Annotated in this window: 15 protein-coding genes and 1 pseudogene; 10 read left to right on the forward strand and 6 right to left on the reverse strand. The window is 71.4% G+C overall.

What is annotated here, in order from left to right; genetic code table 11:
• Window positions 1-117: 117 nt before the first annotated feature.
• Window positions 118-273, reverse strand: a complete 156-nt coding sequence (locus tag ACZ5GT_RS29540) for a hypothetical protein (protein ID WP_324788515.1) — start codon at window positions 271-273, stop codon at window positions 118-120.
• Window positions 274-370: 97 nt separating this feature from the next.
• Window positions 371-1,615, reverse strand: coding sequence for a hypothetical protein (locus ACZ5GT_RS29545; protein ID WP_469032060.1), 1,245 nt, complete (start codon window positions 1,613-1,615; stop codon window positions 371-373).
• A 269-nt stretch (window positions 1,616-1,884) separates the two neighbouring features.
• On the opposite strand from ACZ5GT_RS29545, the gene ACZ5GT_RS29550 reads away from it, so the two are divergent.
• From ACZ5GT_RS29550 to ACZ5GT_RS29560, 3 genes are read left to right on the forward strand one after another with little or no spacing between them, the layout of a single operon-like run.
• A complete protein-coding gene (locus ACZ5GT_RS29550; RefSeq protein ID WP_469032063.1) occupies window positions 1,885-2,733 on the forward strand; it encodes a Nif3-like dinuclear metal center hexameric protein in 849 nt (282 codons plus the stop codon).
• Window positions 2,730-3,473 (forward strand): zinc ribbon domain-containing protein, encoded by a 744-nt coding sequence (locus tag ACZ5GT_RS29555; protein WP_469032109.1) that lies wholly within the window; start codon window positions 2,730-2,732, stop codon window positions 3,471-3,473. Before ACZ5GT_RS29550 ends, ACZ5GT_RS29555 begins: the two co-directional genes overlap by 4 nt.
• Before the next feature lie 9 nt (window positions 3,474-3,482).
• A complete protein-coding gene (locus ACZ5GT_RS29560) occupies window positions 3,483-4,793 on the forward strand; it encodes a bifunctional RNase H/acid phosphatase (RefSeq protein WP_469032067.1) in 1,311 nt (436 codons plus the stop codon).
• Between the two features lie 17 nt (window positions 4,794-4,810).
• Here the strand turns inward: ACZ5GT_RS29560 and ACZ5GT_RS29565 are convergent, their stop codons facing one another.
• Entirely contained in the window at window positions 4,811-5,407 is a 597-nt protein-coding gene (locus ACZ5GT_RS29565; RefSeq protein WP_469032070.1) for a TetR/AcrR family transcriptional regulator, read from the reverse strand.
• A 150-nt stretch (window positions 5,408-5,557) separates the two neighbouring features.
• Here ACZ5GT_RS29565 and ACZ5GT_RS29570 point away from each other — a divergent pair, with 150 nt between their 5' ends.
• Window positions 5,558-6,520: a zinc-binding dehydrogenase gene (locus tag ACZ5GT_RS29570; RefSeq protein ID WP_469032071.1), complete on the forward strand. Its 963-nt coding sequence runs from the start codon at window positions 5,558-5,560 to the stop codon at window positions 6,518-6,520.
• Between the two features lie 117 nt (window positions 6,521-6,637).
• On the opposite strand, the gene yaaA is transcribed toward ACZ5GT_RS29570, so the two are convergent.
• On the reverse strand, window positions 6,638-7,420 hold the full coding sequence (gene yaaA / locus ACZ5GT_RS29575; RefSeq protein ID WP_469032074.1) for a peroxide stress protein YaaA: 783 nt from the start codon (window positions 7,418-7,420) through the stop codon (window positions 6,638-6,640).
• Between the two features lie 447 nt (window positions 7,421-7,867).
• Between yaaA and ACZ5GT_RS29580 the strand changes: the two genes are divergently transcribed.
• The 5 genes and pseudogenes from ACZ5GT_RS29580 to ACZ5GT_RS29600 form a co-directional block, all read left to right on the forward strand.
• Window positions 7,868-8,374: an RNA polymerase sigma factor gene (locus tag ACZ5GT_RS29580; protein ID WP_469032077.1), complete on the forward strand. Its 507-nt coding sequence runs from the start codon at window positions 7,868-7,870 to the stop codon at window positions 8,372-8,374.
• Window positions 8,375-8,815, forward strand: a complete 441-nt coding sequence (locus tag ACZ5GT_RS29585; protein ID WP_469032080.1) for a hypothetical protein — start codon at window positions 8,375-8,377, stop codon at window positions 8,813-8,815. It abuts the gene before it with no gap.
• Window positions 8,816-9,154: 339 nt separating this feature from the next.
• Window positions 9,155-9,364 (forward strand): hypothetical protein, encoded by a 210-nt coding sequence (locus ACZ5GT_RS29590; RefSeq protein ID WP_469032083.1) that lies wholly within the window; start codon window positions 9,155-9,157, stop codon window positions 9,362-9,364.
• A 331-nt stretch (window positions 9,365-9,695) separates the two neighbouring features.
• Window positions 9,696-11,624, forward strand: coding sequence for an AAA family ATPase (locus ACZ5GT_RS29595; RefSeq protein WP_469032086.1), 1,929 nt, complete (start codon window positions 9,696-9,698; stop codon window positions 11,622-11,624).
• An 899-nt stretch (window positions 11,625-12,523) separates the two neighbouring features.
• Window positions 12,524-12,763: pseudogene (locus tag ACZ5GT_RS29600) on the forward strand (IS5 family transposase); the annotation flags it as partial.
• A 9-nt stretch (window positions 12,764-12,772) separates the two neighbouring features.
• Here ACZ5GT_RS29600 and ACZ5GT_RS29605 read toward each other — a convergent pair.
• Window positions 12,773-13,318: a GNAT family N-acetyltransferase gene (locus ACZ5GT_RS29605; RefSeq protein ID WP_469032088.1), complete on the reverse strand. Its 546-nt coding sequence runs from the start codon at window positions 13,316-13,318 to the stop codon at window positions 12,773-12,775.
• A 185-nt stretch (window positions 13,319-13,503) separates the two neighbouring features.
• Complete coding sequence (locus ACZ5GT_RS29610) at window positions 13,504-13,917, reverse strand: hypothetical protein (protein ID WP_469032090.1); 414 nt, start codon at window positions 13,915-13,917, stop codon at window positions 13,504-13,506.
• A gap of 413 nt (window positions 13,918-14,330) precedes the next feature.
• Between ACZ5GT_RS29610 and ACZ5GT_RS29615 the strand changes: the two genes are divergently transcribed.
• Window positions 14,331-17,508 (forward strand): AfsR/SARP family transcriptional regulator (locus tag ACZ5GT_RS29615; protein WP_469032093.1); only part of this gene is annotated, 3,178 nt, incomplete at its 3' end.

Below are 17,508 nucleotides of genomic sequence, written 5' to 3' on the forward strand. Positions count from 1 at the left end.
AAACGGGCAGAAAAGAAGAGAAAACAGCCCAAAAAAAACCCCCAACCACCCCCCCCCCCCCCCCCCCCCCCCCCCCCCCCCCCCCCCCCCCCCCCCCCCGCCCCCGTAGTGCATTCGTCAGGCCGCTGCTTCCGCGTCCTCGGCGGGCTTGCGGTGCCGGCCGTGCGGGGCCGTGTCACCGTCCTGGGCCGAGATCGGGCCCCGGTGCCGGCCGTGGCCGGTGTCCTCCCGGGCTTCGGCGGGCAGCGGCTGCATGATACGTGCGTCGCTCATCGGAACTATTCACCCCGTCAAAACATGATCTCTTTACAGCCCGGCGAGTCTATCCAGCCCCCCGAGGGCCGGATCCAGCCGACCACGCCGACCGGGACTATTTCGTTACAAGACCCCCCAACGGCGCCTGCTGCAACGGCACCGGACGCGGCGCGGCGAGCTCCGGGTCGTCGTCCCGCGGCGACCCGCCGTCCGGCGGAGGCGAGGCGCCCGGTGACGCGTGGTTCGCGCCCTCCCGCGCGGGGTCGGCGCCCTCCGCGGCCGGGGCCACGCGCTCCCACCGCGCCCGTACCGCCGTGCCGGCGCCCTCCGCCTGCCGTGCGGGCGCCGGCACCCGTGCCACACCGCACGGCACCTCGCCCGTCGCGTACGGCAGCAGCAGTACGCCGTCCGGCGTGCACAGCCCGGCGCCTGCCAACCACCCCTCGGGCGCCGGGAGATGGTGGATCCGCCGTCCCTCCGGCCGCCACACGCCGACCCAGCCGCCGGCCGGACCGTCGATGCGCAGCGCCACCGCACAGCTCTCCGGCGTCAGCACCTGCCCCGGCTGGATCGCGAACGGCGTCACCGAGCAGCCGGGCAGCCGCAGGCTCTCGGGGAAGCGCACCGGCAGTGTGCTGCCCAGCACGCCCCAGCCCAGCCGCTCCTGTCCGGGCGAGGGGGCGTCCGAGCTGATCAGCAGCAGCCCGCTGTCCAGGTCGGCGAGGAGCAGCCGGTCGTCGCTGTCGGCGGCGATCTGCAGCAGCGGCGAGACCTCGCCGCCCCGCTCCAGGTCCACCACGACCGTCTTGGTCCGGCCGCCGGTCTCCCGGTCCAGGGCCAGCATCCGCCCCGACCGCTCCAGCCACACCCCGCCCGAGCAGCGCCCCGGCACCTCCGCCACGCGCTCCGGACCGAAGGCGCCGCCCGCCACCCGCCACACCGTGCTGGACCGCGGGCCCACGACGAGGGCGTACGCCCGCTCGCCGCCCGGCGCCGGCGGCAGCAGCCGCAGCCGGCTGCCGGGCTCCGCGCACTCGACCGTCCCGAGCGGCAGCTCACCCGTGCCCGGTCCGGTCGGGTACAGCAGCGCGAAGACGTGCCGCCCCTCGGCCGTCCGGCGGATCAGCACCCGTCCGTCGCCCATCGGCTGCACCTCGCTGCCCGGCTGCTCCGGCCGGCTGCCGGGCAGCGGCACGGCGTACGGCTCGGGGCCGTCGAGTGTCCAGCGCTCCGGGAACCAGGAGTCGCCGTCCGGCGCGAGGCGGGCGGCGTAGGCGCCGTCCACGGTGATCGTGCAGCAGCCCGCTCGCGGGGCGCCGTCCCCGGGCGCCGCCCCGGACTCGATCGCACAGGCCGTCATCGTCTGGTCACCTCCTGCGACGACGCTAGTTTTCGTACGCGCAGGCGGGGACAGGCTGGCGCCCGCTTCACACATACGGGTGTCCCAGGAACGATTCGCCTGAGGAGCCGACGGCCCATGTGCTGACGGTGGGCCGAGGCCCGCACGGTCCCCGGAGCCGGTCCCGGTGCCGATGCCGGAACCCGTCCTGGACCCGGTTTCCGGGCCGGTCCCGGACCCGGTTCCCGGCACCGGTTCAGCGGCGCGGTGCAGGCAGGTAGCCTTTTCCCGTGCCCCGTCTGTCTGAAGTCATCGCCGCGCTGGAGAACCTGTGGCCCGCCGAGCGGGCCGAGTCCTGGGACGCGGTCGGCACGGTCGTGGGCGACCCCGACCAGGAGGTCACCCGGGTCCTGTTCGCCGTCGACCCCGTCCAGGGGATCGTCGACGAGGCGGTGAAGCTCGGCGCCGACCTGCTGGTCACCCACCACCCGCTCTATCTGCGCGGGACCACGACGGTCGCCGCCTCCACCTTCAAGGGCCGCGTGGTGCACACGCTGATCAAGAACGACATCGCCCTGCACGTCGCCCACACCAACGCCGACACGGCCGACCCGGGCGTCAGCGACGCGCTCGCCGGCGCGCTGGACCTGCGGGTCACCGGCCCCGTCGTCCCCGACCCGAGCGACCCGCACGGCCGCCGCGGCCTCGGCCGCGTCTGCGAACTGGACCACCCGATGACGCTGCGCGACCTCGCCGCCCGCGCCGCCGAGCGGCTGCCCGCCACCGCGCAGGGCATCCGCGTCGCCGGCGACCCCGAGGCGCCGATCCGCACCGTCGCCGTCAGCGGCGGCTCCGGCGACAGCCTCTTCGATCACGTCCGGGCGGCCGGCGTCGACGCCTTCCTCACCGCGGACCTGCGCCACCACCCGGCCTCCGAGTTCATGGCGGCCGGTGCCCACCGTCCTCTCGCGCTGCTCGACGCGGCGCACTGGGCCACCGAGTGGCCCTGGTGCGAGCTGGCCGCGAGCCAGCTCGACGAAATTTCCGACCGGCACGGATGGGACCTGCGCGTCCACGTCTCCAAGACGGTCACCGACCCCTGGACCAGTCACTCCCCTTCACCTGGAGCCCCCAACTGAACGCCGCGCCCGCCGACCAGATCAGACTCCTCGACGTCCAGGCCCTCGACGTGCGCCTGCAGCAGCTCGCGCACAAGCGGAGGTCGCTGCCCGAGCACGCCGAGATCGAGTCGCTGACCAAGGATGCAACCCAGCTGCGCGACCTCCTGGTGGCCGCCCAGACGGAGGAGAGCGACTGCGCCCGCGAGCAGACCAAGGCCGAGCAGGACGTGGACCAGGTGCGCCAGCGCGCCGCCCGCGACCAGCAGCGCCTGGACTCCGGCGCGATCACCTCGCCCAAGGACCTGGAGAACCTCCAGCGGGAGATCGCCTCCCTCGCCAAGCGCCAGGGCGACCTGGAGGACATCGTGCTGGAGGTGATGGAGCGCCGCGAGTCCGCGCAGGAACGGGTGAACGAGCTGACCGAGCGCGTCGCCTCCGTCCAGTCGAAGATCGACGACGCGACCGCCCGCCGGGCCGCCGCCTTCGAGGAGATCGACGGCGAGGTGGCGTCGGTGACCAAGGAACGTGAGGTCGTCGCCGCCTCCGTCCCCGCGGACCTGCTGAAGCTCTACGACAAGCTGCGCGAGCAGCAGGGCGGCATCGGCGCGGCGAAGCTGTACCAGCGCACCTGCCAGGGCTGCCGCCAGGAGCTGTCCATCACCGACATCAACGACATCCGCGCGGCCGCCAAGGACACGGTGGTGCGCTGCGAGAACTGCCGCCGCATCCTGGTGCGTACGGCCGAGTCCGGTCTGTAGGGGCCGGCCGTGCGGGAGTTCGTCGTCGAGGCCGACGGCGGGTCGCGGGGCAACCCGGGACCCGCGGGGTACGGCTCCGTGGTGCGCGACGCGGTGACGGGGGAGACCCTGACGGAGGCCGCGGAGTACATCGGCGTCGCCACGAACAACGTCGCCGAGTACCGGGGCCTGCTGGCCGGCCTGCGTGCCGCGCACCGGCTGGACCCGTTGGCCACGGTGCACGTCCGCATGGACTCCAAGCTCGTCGTGGAGCAGATGTCGGGGCGCTGGAAGATCAAGCACCCCGACATGAAGCCGCTGGCGATGCAGGCGGCGCGGGTCTTCCCGCCGGACCGGGTGACGTACGAGTGGATCCCGCGGGACCGGAACAAGCACGCGGACCGCTTGGCGAACGAGGCGATGGACGCGGGGGCCCGGGGCGAGCAGTGGTCCCCGTCCCCGTCCCCGTCTCCGTCGGCGTCGGCGCCGACAGCCTCCACGGCCGAGGCGACCGCGCAGGCCGCGCAGGCCGCGTCCTCCGTCGAGCCGATGGCCCCGCCCGGCGACGCGAGGACCGGCGCGGCGTTGGCGCGCGAGGCGTTGGCGCGCGGCCGTGACCGGGCAGGCGCTCCGGCTGACGGCGAGGCCGCCAAGGCCGACACCGACGTCCGCGCTGCGCGGACCGTGGCCTCCCCCGGCTGGGCGCCCGCCGACATGGGAGCCCCGGCCACCTTCGTGCTGCTGCGGCACGGGGAGACGCCGCTGACCCCGCAGAAGCGGTTCTCCGGGTCCGGCGGCAGCGACCCCTCGCTCTCCGACGTCGGCCGGGAGCAGGCCGAGCGGGCCGCGGCCGCCCTCGCCCGGCGCGGCACGATCCAGCACATCGTCTCCTCCCCCTTGGCCCGCACCCGCGAGACCGCCGGCATCGTCGCCGAACGCCTCGGCCTGGAGGTGAGCGTCGACGACGGCCTGCGCGAGACGGACTTCGGCGCCTGGGAGGGCCTCACCTTCGCCGAGGTGCGCGAACGCCACCCGGAGGACCTGAACGCCTGGCTCGCCGACCCGGAGGCCCGGCCGACCGGCGGCGGCGAGAGCTTCGCGGCCACCGCCACCCGGATCGCCGCCACCTGCGACAAGCTGACCGCGGCGTACGCGGGCCGCACGGTCCTGCTCGTCACCCACGTGACGCCGATCAAGACGCTCATACGGCTCGCCCTGGGCGCCCCACCGGAGTCCCTGTTCCGCATGGAACTGTCGGCGGCCTCCCTCTCGGCAGTCGCCTACTACGCGGACGGCAACGCGAGCGTCCGCCTCTTCAACGACACCTCCCACCTGCGCTGACCGGGCCCGGGACGCTGTCACGGCAGAGGCGGTGCGTGCCCGGGGCAGGCTTCGAACGCCCGGATCACCAGCCCCGCGAACCGCCGGGAGGCCTTGACCTGGCCGGCGGCCGACTCGGCGTGGATCCCCCTGTTGGCCATGAGGACGAGAATCAGGTCGTCCAGCACGAAGTCTGACCGCAGGCGTCCCGCTTCCTTGGCCCGCCGGGCCAGTTCGGCGACTGCCTTCACCGTGTACTCACGGCTCGCGGCGACGTCCTCCACCCCCGGGTAGGCCGACAGGAAGGCCTCGGTGAAGCCCCGGTCGCGGGCGTGCAGCTCACAGATCCGCTTGATCACCAGGCACAGGCCACGCCACGGATCAGGATCGGCGCACCCCTCGTCGACGATGGCGCGACATGCGTGGAGCTGGTCCGCGAAGGCCTCGGTGACCAGCATCTGCTTGGTCGGGAAGCGGCGGTACAAGGTGGCGGGGCCCACCCCGGCGCGCCGCGCGACCTCCCGCATGGGCACGTCCAGGCCGTCGGCGGAGAACAGCGCCCGGGCCGCGTCGAGGATGCGTTCGCGGTTGTCCAGCGCGTCGGAGCGCAGCGTGTGAGGCAGACGGTCGGTCACCGCTCTCACTTTACGTAAGTGGACGGGGGCGTCCACTACCGTCCGAGACGCACGTCCGAGAAGCAGAAGCTCTCGCGCTCGAGCGGTCCGAGAGCCTTCGAGCACCTTCCGAAAACCCCCCAAGAACCTTCCGAGAACCTGGAGACCACGTTGAAGGCGATCTCGATCCAGCGGTTCGGAAGCCCTGACGGTCTGGCCGTCGTCGACCTGCCAATACCCGCACCTGCTGCCGGGCAGGTACTGATAGCCACCGAGGCGGTGGGCGTCGGCGGTGTCGACACCTTGATCCGGAGCGGGGCTCTGGCCGCCTACGGCTTCCAGGAGGGCCACATCCCGGGCAGCGAGGTGGCGGGCACCGTGACCGCGGTCGGTGACGGCGTCGACACGTCGTGGACCGGCCGACGGGTGTGGGGCTTCACCGGCACCGGCGGAGGCTACGCCGAACAGGCCGTCGCGCCGGTCGAGCAGATTCTTCCCCTGCCCGGCAGACTGTCCGCCGCGGCCGCGGTGACGCTCGGCAGTTCCGGTGCGGTGGCCCACTTCGGACTGCGCCACGCCCGTTTCGCTCCCGGGGAGACGGTCCTGGTCCGTGGCGCGGCCGGCAGTATCGGGATCATGACGGTGCAGCTCGCGGCTCGCGGCGGTGCCGCCGCGGTGGCGGTCACCACATCGTCGGCCGAGCGCGGCGAGCGGCTGCGCCGTCTCGGCGCGACCCACGTGCTGGACCGCTCCGGCGACGGAGGGGAAGCGGCTCCCGCGGGCTATGACGTCATCATCGATGTCGTCGCCGGTGCGGACATGCCGTCGTTCCTCGACCGGCTCAACCCGAACGGCCGCATGGTGGCCGTGGGCGCTGTCGCAGGTCAGCCGCCCGCGGACTTCGGTACGAAGATCATGGCGGCGTTCCGGAAGTCGCTGTCCTTCGCCGCTTTCAGCGCGGCTACCGTCACCCCGGCCGACCTGAGTGCCGTACGCGGCGAGCAGTTCGCAGCGGCCGGCCGCGGCGAGATCGAAGCGGTGGTGCACGACGTGCTGCCGCTGCACGAAGCCGTGCTCGCGCACCGGATGATGGACGCGGGCGAAGTCTTCGGCAGGATCGTGCTGACACCGTAGCCTCCCTGCTGCCCCTCTCCACGGCGTACGTGCCGCCCGCCCGTCCGGCCCGGGGCCCGGGGGCTGATCCGGGGGCTGATACGGAGGCAGCAGGCGCCTCCGCCTCGCCGCGCGCCCTCAGTGCACCTGGTCGACCAGCACGTCCAGAGCCCAGGGCCGCCCCGCCGCCGCGGGCGCCTGCGCCTCGACGACGTATCCGAGATCGCGCAGCGCCTCCACCAGCTCACCCGGCGCCGACACCACCGCACCCGCCGTGAGCAGGCTCCGGACGATCCGGCCCTTGGTCGCCTTGTTGAAGTGGCTGACGACCTTCCGGGTCGGCGCGTGCAGCACCCGCACGGTCGCCGTCCGCGCCGCGACCTCACCCTTCGGCTTCCACGCGGCGGCGTACGCGGAGGACCGCAGGTCCAGCACCAGCCCGTCCCCGGCCGCCTCCGGCAGCACGGACGCCATCGGCGCCCGCCAGTGCGCGGCCGGCGCCCCGATCCCGGGCAGTTTGGCGCCCATCGAACAGCGGTAGGAGGGAATCTCGTCGGTCACCCGGACCGCCCCCCACAGCCCGGAGAAGACCAGCAGCGAACCCGCCGCCCGCTCCTTCGCCGCCGCGTCCAGGGACGCCAGGCCGAGGGCGTCGTACAGCACGCCGGTGTAGACCTCCCCGGCGGGCCGCGTCCCCGCCGTGAGCAGGGCGGCGTTCTTCGCGACCTCGCCGCGCAGCCCCTCGCTCAGCCCCAGCACCTCGCGCGCCTTGTCCTCGTCCCCGGCGCACAGCTCGACCAGCTCGTCGAGGACGGCCGCACGCGCGGCGGTCAGCCCCGGCAGCGACAGCGACTCCAGCTTCAGCGGGGCGCCGTGGCCGGAGGGGGCCTTGCCTTCGGACGGGGGCAGCAGGACAAGCACGGACGGATCTCCTTCGGTTCAGCTCTGCGCCAGCGTACGACTGCCGGCAACCGCCCCGGGACGCCCCTGCCGCTCCGCCCCCGAGCGCTGCTGCTCACCCTGATGGTGGCGCAGCCGCCGCAGCTGACCAGCGTGATCACGGGCTGGCGGTTCTCTCGGAGGGGTGACTCCGGCAGGTCTCCTCGCACAGGCCCGCGAAAAAATCTCGTTCTGGCAGTGTGAGGTTCTCGGGACCCCAACGTCACCCTCCACAGGAGCGGATGATGCGCACGTCTCTCCTGCCGTCACAGGACGGCTAGCACGCGGATAGGGACGCCACCGAAATGCAGGCCCGATCCAACCTTCCGGGGCAGTCACCGGCAGTGAACGAAGCCACTCGCCGACCGCACTGGCCCCAGTCCTTCCTCCGGGAGGGGCCCAAGCGGAATTCCACCCGGGATGCCGCCAGTGGATGAGAAGCCGACCATCAGCGAATGGCTGATCGAAAACTTCTACATCATCCATTTCTACATGCGGCGAGGGGAGGCAGACCCCGAAGTCGCAGCGGAACTCGCACAGGAAGCAATCGCGAGGATCTCCGCAGCGGAAAACCGAGGCGTGGATATCGAAAATATCAGCCCCTACGCCTACGGAGTCGCACGAAACGTCCTAATCGACCATTACCGGGTCAAGGGGCGTTTCAAGTTCTCTGAGATCGAGGACAACATCCCCGATCCGAGAGACTCTGCGGAATATGTTCACGGACTCCGTGACCTGCTTCGCCCCGAGATCAAGAAACTGCCCCGTCGGCAGCGTCAGATTATCTGGCTCCGCTACTACGAGGACAAGTCCCCGAAGGAAATCGCGGAAGAGCTCGGGATCGGTGCGGCGACCGTGCACAACATCCACAGTCTGGCTCTGAGACGCCTTCGTGAGGCCCTCATCCAGCAGGGGATCGAGTACAGGAGGGCGTAATTGAGCATCGAGGCCATGCTGCGCCGAGATGCTCAGGCCCTCGCCCGGAGCATGAGCGACGCTGAAAAGCAGCAACTGCGGAACGAGATCTTTGCCGCAGACGATGCTTCGGAGAGTTCGGCCGCAGGCCGGTCCGGCAGCCTGCAAGCTGCCGGACCGGCCCCCGGTCGGGGCCTGAGCGAAAGGGAAGAAGCAGTAGCTGTTCTGGGAGGGGACCACACGGTCCTCGACCGATACCGAGAGGAAGGAGCCAGGCACGCGGCGAGCGCACGCCGTGCGGCAGAACTTCTGGAACTCATCGGAGACGACGAGTCGGCTGGGCGCTGGTGGCGCACCGCAGCACGGCTTGGCGACCCCGACGCCATCGACTATGTCGATGCGTTTCTTGGCACTCCATCGAACCGCGGCGCTCTAGCGCCTCAAAGGACACAAAGGAGGTGACACCGATGGACAACGCAGGACCCGCTCTCGCCTACGCGGTGCGTGGGTTCCACGCAGCCGCACTCGCAGTTTCACTCGCGGCTCTCGTTGGCTGGCTTGCCAGCTGGCTGACCGGCTAGAAACCGGTCGAACCGTCCGTCCCTGTCGCATTCACACATAAGCGAGTGGAGTCGCCCGCTTAAGTGTCATAGGGGAATGCGAGCCATCGGCTCGACAGGGATGGAACTCAGAAGGTGCCCCCCAGCCCGCAGGGCTGGGGGGCATCTTCTTTTTTGACCCAGTGAGGTTTCCCTTTCCCCTCCGTCTCTCTGGGCAACACTGCTTACAAGGAGGGGCCGCATGAGTTCCGCATCCGGCGAAGGAAACGCTAACGAGGGGTCGAACGCGGCCAGGCGTGCGAAGGGAAAGATCCTTCGTCGACTTCTCCTCAAGATTGGAATCGGCCTCCTGGCGCACGAGGCGATCGAGGAACTTGACGACCTGATCGATGAAATCTCTGAGGCCGCGCGCGGCGCCACCGAGGAGGCGGGCGAAGACGTCGAGAGTTGATCATGGTGCAGGCGGCCTGTCGCTCCCGTTCGAGGCAGGCCGCCGACGCCATGGGGTCCCTCCGGCTCCCTGACGCAACCGTTCAACCCGGGCCTCGCGAGTAATTCGTGAGGGATTGTCAGTGCTGCGGGTTGCCCTCGGATCTAGCTCAAAAGAGGACCCCGGCGGCGTCGAGGTCGACGGGCACACCGGGGTCACTCCTGATTGGCGTCTGGAACATACCTCGAACGCAACACCGAAGGCACCCAGTGTCACGCTGTTGTGATCATCGCCTCTCGACACGGCACGCCGGGCCTCCTCTAAGGAAACCGAGGAAGGACCCCCAGGCAAAGTGCAACTGGTCAGAGCTCACATCACCGACTACCGGTCCGTCGAGGACTCCGACATATTCGATGTCGAGAAGGACGTCACCTGCCTCGTCGGCAAGAACGAGTCGGGCAAGACGACCCTTCTCCAGGCGCTCTTCCGGGTCAACCCCGTGGAGTCCGCCTCCTTCGACGAGGTGGTCGACTTTCCCGCGCGCAAGACCCGCGACCGCAAGCGGCTCCCGGCCGGCAAGAAGATCCCCGTGGTCCGGGCGACCTTCCGCTTCGACGACACCGAGATGAAGGCCATCGAGGAGGAGCTCGGCCCGAAGGCCATGAGGAGCCCCGAGTTCGAGGTCGTCATCGGCTACCGGGACAACTCCAAGACCTTCAACTTCTCCTACAACGAGGCCGCGGTCGTCGACCACCTGCGCTCCGCCCTGGACCTCCCGGCCGCGGTCGCCAAGGCCATCGGCGGCGCAAAGACCATGACCGACCTCCTCGACGCGCTTGACGGGCTGGAAGAGCCGCCGTCCGGCGCGACCGAGCTGGCCGATCGCATCCGCGCCTGGCGCAACAGCAGCCTTGAGTGTTACCTGATCGACCAGCACGCCAAGCCGTTCATGCCGAAGTTCGTCTACTTCGCGGACTACGACACGATGCCGGGCAAGGTCGCGCTGCCCGACCTGATCCGGCGCCGAGCGTCGGGAGAGATCACCCGCGGCGAGCGGGCGCTGTTGAGCCTGCTGGACATCGCCGGGGTCTCACCGGAGGAGTTCCAGGATTCCGACCAGCACGAACGGCTGATCCGTGAGCTGGAGAACTCGGGCAACGTCATCTCGGACGAGGTCTTCGAGTACTGGTCCCAGAACACCGAGCTGGAAGTACGCCTGGAGGTCCTGACTCCCGAACCGGGGGCCCAGCCGCCCCTCAACGAGGGACCGATCCTTCAGATCCGGGTCTTCAACCGTCGGCATCGCGCGTCGGTGCCCTTCGACGACAGGTCCCGCGGGTTCGTCTGGTTCTTCAGCTTCCTCGCCTACTTCAACGAGGTGGAGGCGGCGGGCACCACGAACCTGATCCTCCTCCTGGACGAGCCGGGCCTGTCCCTCCACGGCCGGGCCCAGGAAGACCTGCTCCGGCTGATCGACGACCGTCTGGCCCCCAAGCATCAGGTTCTCTACACCACCCACTCGCCGTTCATGGTCGACCCCGACCACCTCCAGAGGGTCCGGACAGTCGTCGATATGGAGCGCGGCGGCGCTAAGGTCTCCTCGGAGATCTTCAAGGCCGACGAGGACACCGCCTTCCCGCTGCTGACCGCGATGGGCGTCGAGATGACCCAGACCCTGTTCGTGGGCGAGCACACCCTGCTCCTTGAGGGGCCCAGCGACCTGATCTACCTCGACGTCCTCACGGACATCGCCGAGACGAACGGCTCCGTCGGACTCGACCCGCGCTGGGTCATGACGCCCATCGGCGGCTCCGGGAAGCTGTCCACCTTCGTGACCCTCCTGGGAGCGAACAAGCTGAACGTCGCTGTCCTCGTCGACTCCAGCACCAAGGACGTCGGGGCCGTCCAGCGCCTCCGGGACAACAACCAGCTTGCCAAGAACGGACTCGTCGAGATCAGCGAGTTCACCGGCACGGCCGACGCAGACGTCGAGGACCTGTTCGACCGGGACTTCTACCTTGATCTCGTCAACCGCGCCTATGCCTCCGAACTCACCAAGCCGATCAGCGTCTCTGAGCTGAACGCCAAGGACCCTCGCGTCGTCCGGCAGATCGAGGCGGTGTTCAAGGCACGGAAGATCGCCACACGGTTCAACCACTACAAGCCGGCGGCTGTTCTCCTCCGCGAGCAGGCTGCGCTCGTTCCGCGCATTGACCCGGCGACGATCACGCGAGCCGACCAACTGTTCACACGACTCAACGCCCTGCTCCCCAAGCGATGAGCTGAGTCTCCGCCTGAGCGTCTCCCTGCCCAGCGTCCTTCCCTCAGTTCGACAAGCAGAACTTGACAGGGAAGACGTGGGGCAGGGGGACGCGAGGGTGCTCGCGGCGGGGGCGGGCAGCGGCGTCGTGGTGGACGCCGGGTCGGCACCTCCGACGTGATCCGCCTGCGGTCTGGCCTGGACGCCCTGATGGCCTTGGACGACCAGCGGGTAGGCCACCAAGGCCTGGAGAGAGCCGCCCTAGCAGGAGCCGAGGAGGCCCTCGCGAAACTCCGCCAGGGCGCCTCCCAGCGCATCCGGCAGCGGCTCTTCTCCGTGGCCGCCGACTACACCGCCACGGCCGCTTGGAGCGTCCTGGACGCCCGCCAGCTCGAACGCACCGAGCGGCACCTCAACACGGCCCTGTACCTCGCCGGGATGGCCCAGGACCCCGTGGCGGAGCTGCGGGTGTGGAACTCCTACGCGATGCTCGCCCACCAGAGGTGTCAGCACACCCAGGCCGTGGACGCCGGGTACGCGGCACAGTCTACGGCCATCGCCCGCAGGGACCCGCTGTTCGCCTCCCTGGCGCATGCCAGAACGGCCGTGGGCCATTCCAACCTCGGCGACCGGCAAGCCGCCCTGAGGTCGCTGGGATACGCCCGCGAGGCCCTGGAGAAGACGTCCGCCGACGAGCCCAGGCCGAGCTGGGTCGCTTTCCACGGAGCCGCCGAACTGGCCGCGATCACCGCCATCGTCCGGGACCGGATCGGGGATCCCGCCGAGGCGGAGGCCGCATCCCACCAGGCACTCGGCTCGCTCTCCTGGCAGTTCCGAAGGAACCGGGCCCTGGCCACCACCCGGCTTGCCCTGGCCCAGCTCCACCAGCGGGACATCGACCAAGCCTGTTCCACGGCCTCCGGCGCGGGATCCGCTGCACCATCCCGGACGAGGCCGATCAGGCCCGCCAGCGCAAGAGACGCGGCTCGCGCGGCGGTCGGCCGCCGAAGTTCGACCCGGTCGACTACCGCGAGCGCCACGCCGTCGAGTGCGGCATCAACCGCCTCAAAAGGCACCGGGCCGTAGCCACGAGATACGACAGGCTCGCGGTCCGCTACGAGGCGACCGTCCTCGTCGCCGCCATCAATGAGTGGCTGTGACCAGCCACCTCACGATGCCGCCGCGTAACAGCGGATGGCCACCAGCTGAGAGGGGCTCCATCGTTGCTCGACCGTAGCCATCAGTTCCCAGCCCAGCCGCTCATACAGGGCTGCCGCGGCGGTATCGGACGCCACGACGTCGAGCACCGGGTGCAGGCCACGCCTTCGTGCTTCCTCCACGGCCCGGCCGATCAGCAGTGCACCGATGCCATGCCCCCTGGCCTGCGGGGCGACGAACAGTCGGCTGACCACCGCGGTCAGGTCCTTGCTCGTCTCGTTCCGGCCGCTCCACAAGCCGGGGGCCAGATCCCCTTCGCCGCTGCGGGACAAGCTGACATGGCCAACGACACGGCCGCCAAGTTCAGCGACCCAGGCCCCCAACAGGGATGCGTGCGACAGCCACTCATCAGGATGGTCAGGCCAGTTCACCGGGTAACCGTCATGTTGATGGACTTCCGCGAGAACCCGCACGCACTTCTCGACATCGCCATCAGCCCTCCGCCGGACCCGGTGGCCTGGCCCCTCCACAGCAACCCCTGAATTCTCGATGTTCACTCCGGCAGGGAAGCACAGGCCACGGAGTCACAACCAGCCACTTTCGACACACGCCCCAAATTTCCAGGTAGGTCCGCCTGCTGTGAGTCCCGTCGTGTGCGTCTTCGCCATTTCGCCATCTTGACCGGGGCCAAGACCAAGGTCAACGACTCAGGATCCCCTCCAGGGCCGGGTGCGCTCGTCGCTCAGGCGACTCGGGTGAGCTGGAGGTACGAGTTCGTCCGCACGATGGTGGCGGTCGTGTCCGAGGTGTTCTGGGCCCACCGGAACTGCACGTTGCCGGTCGTGGACGAGGTCACCACGGTCGCCCAGATCTGGAAGGCCACCTGGGTCGTGCCGCCCGGAGCCGAGTACACGTCCACATCGGAGTTCAGGCCGGAGACGCCCGTCCGGTCGGACCAGCGCAGCACCGTGCCGGAGGGGACGGCCCAGCCGAACTTGATGTCTCCCGTGGTATTGCCCGAGAAGATGCACATCAGGAACAGGGTGTACGTCGCGTTGGCCACCACGGGTGCCAGGAGCTGGCTGTCGTTCGCCAGGGTGGTCGACGAGGTGACCGACTGGTCCGAGGTCTTGCGCACGAACAGGGTCCGTCCCACCCCGGTCACGCTGAGGTTCCCGGAGACCGTGAGATTGCCGGAGACCGTGCCGCCCGAGGTGGCCAGTGCGCCGACCCCTCCACGGCATGAAGAACCCCGCCAGAGACCCATCCGGCGCCCAGAACGGTGGGGACCCTATGAGCCCGGCGGCGCGGTGGTGGTGCGGACGGACCGGGACGGGGCGCTCGCAGTGGCCGAGACCGGCACGGAGCCGCGGGTCGCGACCCGCTCGACACCTGCCCCGCTCGCCGACGGCCCGAACGGCGCCCCACAGCCCGGCTCGGCTCGGTGCCCCGCTCTCGGCGGCCCGGCTCGACATCTGCCCCGGCCCTGCCCGACGCCCCGTCAACGCCCGTCCCTCCAGGCGTCGTTGGTGAGCAGGCTCCCGCCGGGCCCCGTGGCAGAATCTGCGGGTGGAGATCGGGATGCTGGGGCCGTTGGAGGTCCGTGCGGATGACGGCGCCTCGGTCGACGTGCCGGGCGTACGCCTGCGCGGACTGCTGGCCGCCCTCGCGCTCAAGCCGGGGCACGTGGTCCCGAAGGCGTCGCTGGTCGACTGGATCTGGGGCGAGCACCCGCCCGCCGACGCGACGAACGCCCTGCAGCGCCTGGTCTCCCGGCTGCGGAAGGCGCTGCCGGACGGCGTGGTCGAGGGGCATCCGGCCGGCTACCGGCTGGCGGTGGAACCCGACGCGGTGGACGCCGTGCGGTTCGAGCGTCTCCTCGCCGCGGGCCGGGCCGGCGCCGAGGACGCCTCCCGGCGGGCGCGGCTGCTGCGCGAGGCCCTCGGTCTGTGGCGCGGCGCGGCCCTGCAGGACATCGGCCTGCACGACAGCGCGGCCTGTGGCGCCGCGGCCGGCCGGCTGGAGGAGTTACGGCTGACCGCCCTGGAGGAGCGGTACGACGCGGAGGCCACCCTCGGGCACGCGGCGGACACAGTCCCCGAGCTGGCCGACCTGGTGGCCGCGCATCCGCTGCGGGAACGGCTGGTCGCCGCGCTGATGCGCGCCCTCGCCGCGGCCGGCCGCGACAGCGAGGCGCTGCTGGTGTACCAGCGCGCCCGGGAGGCCCTGGCCGACGCGCTGGGCGTGGACCCCTCGCCGGACCTGGCCGCGCTGCACGTCGTGCTGTTGCGGGGTGAGCCGGGGAGACGGCAGGAGGGACGCAGGACCAACCTGCGGGCCGAGCTGACCGCCTTCGTCGGCAAGGACGCCGACATCGCCGCCGTCCGCGAACTCGTCGCCGGGCACCGGCTGACCACCGTGATCGGGCCGGCCGGCTCGGGGAAGTCCCGGCTGGCCGCCGAGACCGCGCGCACGCTGCTCGCCGAACTGCCGGACGGGGCCTGGCTGGTGGAGCTCGCCGCCGTCCACGCGAACGGCGACGTCGCCGACGTGGCGCAGTCGACGCTCGCCGGACTCGGCCTGCGGGACGCCCTGCTCGGCGGGGCCGCGAACGCCGAGCCGGCGGACCGGCTGGTCGCCGCGATCCGCGAGCGGGAGGCGCTGCTGATCCTGGACGACTGCGAGCACCTGATCGAGTCCGCGGCGGTCTTCGCCCACCGGATGCTCGGGGAGTGCCGGCGGCTGCGGATCCTGGCGACGAGCCGGGAACCGCTCGGCATCACCGGGGAGGCGGTGTGGCAGGTAGAGCCGCTGGCCCTGCCGGCGGCGGACGCGACCCCCGACGAGATCGCGTCCTCACCCGCGGTCCGGCTGCTGCGGGACCGGGCCGGGGCGGTGCGCCGCGACCTGTCGGCCGACGCCCGCACCCTGGCGACCATGGCACGCCTGTGCCGGGCCCTGGACGGGATCCCGCTGGCCATCGAACTGGCCGCGGCCCGGTTGCGCACCATGTCCGTCGACCAGCTCGCGGCCCGGCTCGACGACCGCTTCCGCCTGCTGACCGGCGGCAGCCGGACCGCGCTGCCGCGCCACCGGACGCTCCGCGCGGCGATCGACTGGAGCTGGGAGCTGCTCACCCACGCCGAGCGGGCGGTGCTGCGCCGGCTCGCGGTGTTCTCCGGCGGAGCGAGTCTGGAGGCGGCCGAACGGGTCTGCGCGGGCGATGCTGGCGACACGGTCGAGCGGGAGGACGTACTCGACCTGCTCACCGCGCTCACCGAGAAGTCGCTGCTGCTCGCCGAGGGCGACGGCGCCCCGCGCTACCGCATGATCGGCACGATCAGGGAGTACGCCCGGCACCGCCTCGCGGAGGCGGACGAGGCGGACCGGGCCCGCCGCGCGCACCTGGCCTGCTTCACCGAGCTGGCCGAGACCGCCGAACCGCACCTGCGCCGCGCCGAACAGCTCGAGTGGCTGGCCATGCTCGAGGCCGAGCACGACAACATCGGCGCCGCGATGCGCGGCGCTCTGGCGGCGGCCGAGGCGCAGTCGGCGATGCGGCTCGCGGCGGGCGCGGGCTGGTACTGGTGGCTCGGCGGGCACCGCACCGAGGGCCTGGAACTGCTCACCGCGGCCGCCCGGGTCCCCGGCGAGGTGACCGACGAGGTCCGGGCGATGGCGTACGCGCTGGTCGTGCTGTTCGTCAGCGCCGGGCGGGGCGACGAACGCCAGGCCGCCGAGTGGATCCGCGAGGCGTACCGGTTCAGCCGCCGCAGCCCGCGCCGGTACCCGCTGCTGGGGCTGGTCGCCGCGCTGGAACACCTGCTGCGGGCGCCCGGTGAGTTCCTGCCCGCGTTCGAACCGCTGCTCGACAACGAGGACCCGTGGGTGCGCGCGCTGGCCCGGCTGCACCTGGGCAAGATGCGGATCGTGCTCGGCCGGGGCGGACGGGAGGCGGACGCGTACCTGGAGACGGCGCTCGCCGAGTTCCGGGCGCTCGGCGAACGGTTCGGCATCTCCTTCGCGCTGACCGAACTTGCGGACCGGCTCGCCGCACGCGGCGAGTACGCGCGCGCCCGTGACCGCTACGACCAGGCGATAGCGGTCGTCACCGAGGCCGGCACCACCGAGGACGTCATCCGGATGCGGTCGCGGCAGGCCCAGCTCCACTGGCTGCTGGGCGACCGGGACGCCGCGGCGGCCGCCCTCGCCGAGGCGCAGCGGTGCGCGGAGCGGGTCACCTGGCCGGACGCGCTGGCCGAACTGGCCCTGTCCCGGGCGGAACTCGCCCGGTGGGACGGCGACGCCGAGGAGGCGCGCCGGCAGCTCGGCCTCGCGACCGCCGTATGGGGCGAAGAGGCGGAGATGGCGAACGTCCGCGCGGTGACGCACGACCTCCTCGGCTACCTCGCCCACGACCTCGGCGAGGCCCGGACGCACCGCGCGGCGGCCTGCGCGGCGGCGGCCGAGGCCGGATACGCGCCGCTGATCGCGCGGACCGTCGTCGGGGTCGCGGACCTGGCCCTGCGCCGCGACGAACCCGCGCAGGCCGCGCGGCTGCTCGCGGCGAGCGCGGGCGTGTGCGGGCTGCAGGACCGCTCCCACCCGGACGCGGGGGGGGGGGGGGGGGGGGGGGGGGGGGGTGGGGTGTTGGGGGGGGGGGGGGGGGGGGGGGGCGGGTGGGGGGGGGGGGGGGGGGTTGTTTTTGTTGTTTTTCTTGTGGTTGTTTTCCTGTCCTTTATCTCAC

This window comes from Streptomyces sp. NPDC031340, from assembly GCF_055569945.1.

Excerpts from the sequence above, each read along its gene's own strand:
- ACZ5GT_RS29540 (WP_324788515.1), bottom strand. The coding sequence starts at position 273 with ATGAGCGACGCACGTATCATGCAGCCGCTGCCCGCCGAAGCCCGGGAG.
- ACZ5GT_RS29545 (WP_469032060.1), bottom strand. The coding sequence starts at position 1,615 with ATGACGGCCTGTGCGATCGAGTCCGGGGCGGCGCCCGGGGACGGCGCC.
- ACZ5GT_RS29590 (WP_469032083.1), top strand. The coding sequence starts at position 9,155 with ATGAGTTCCGCATCCGGCGAAGGAAACGCTAACGAGGGGTCGAACGCG.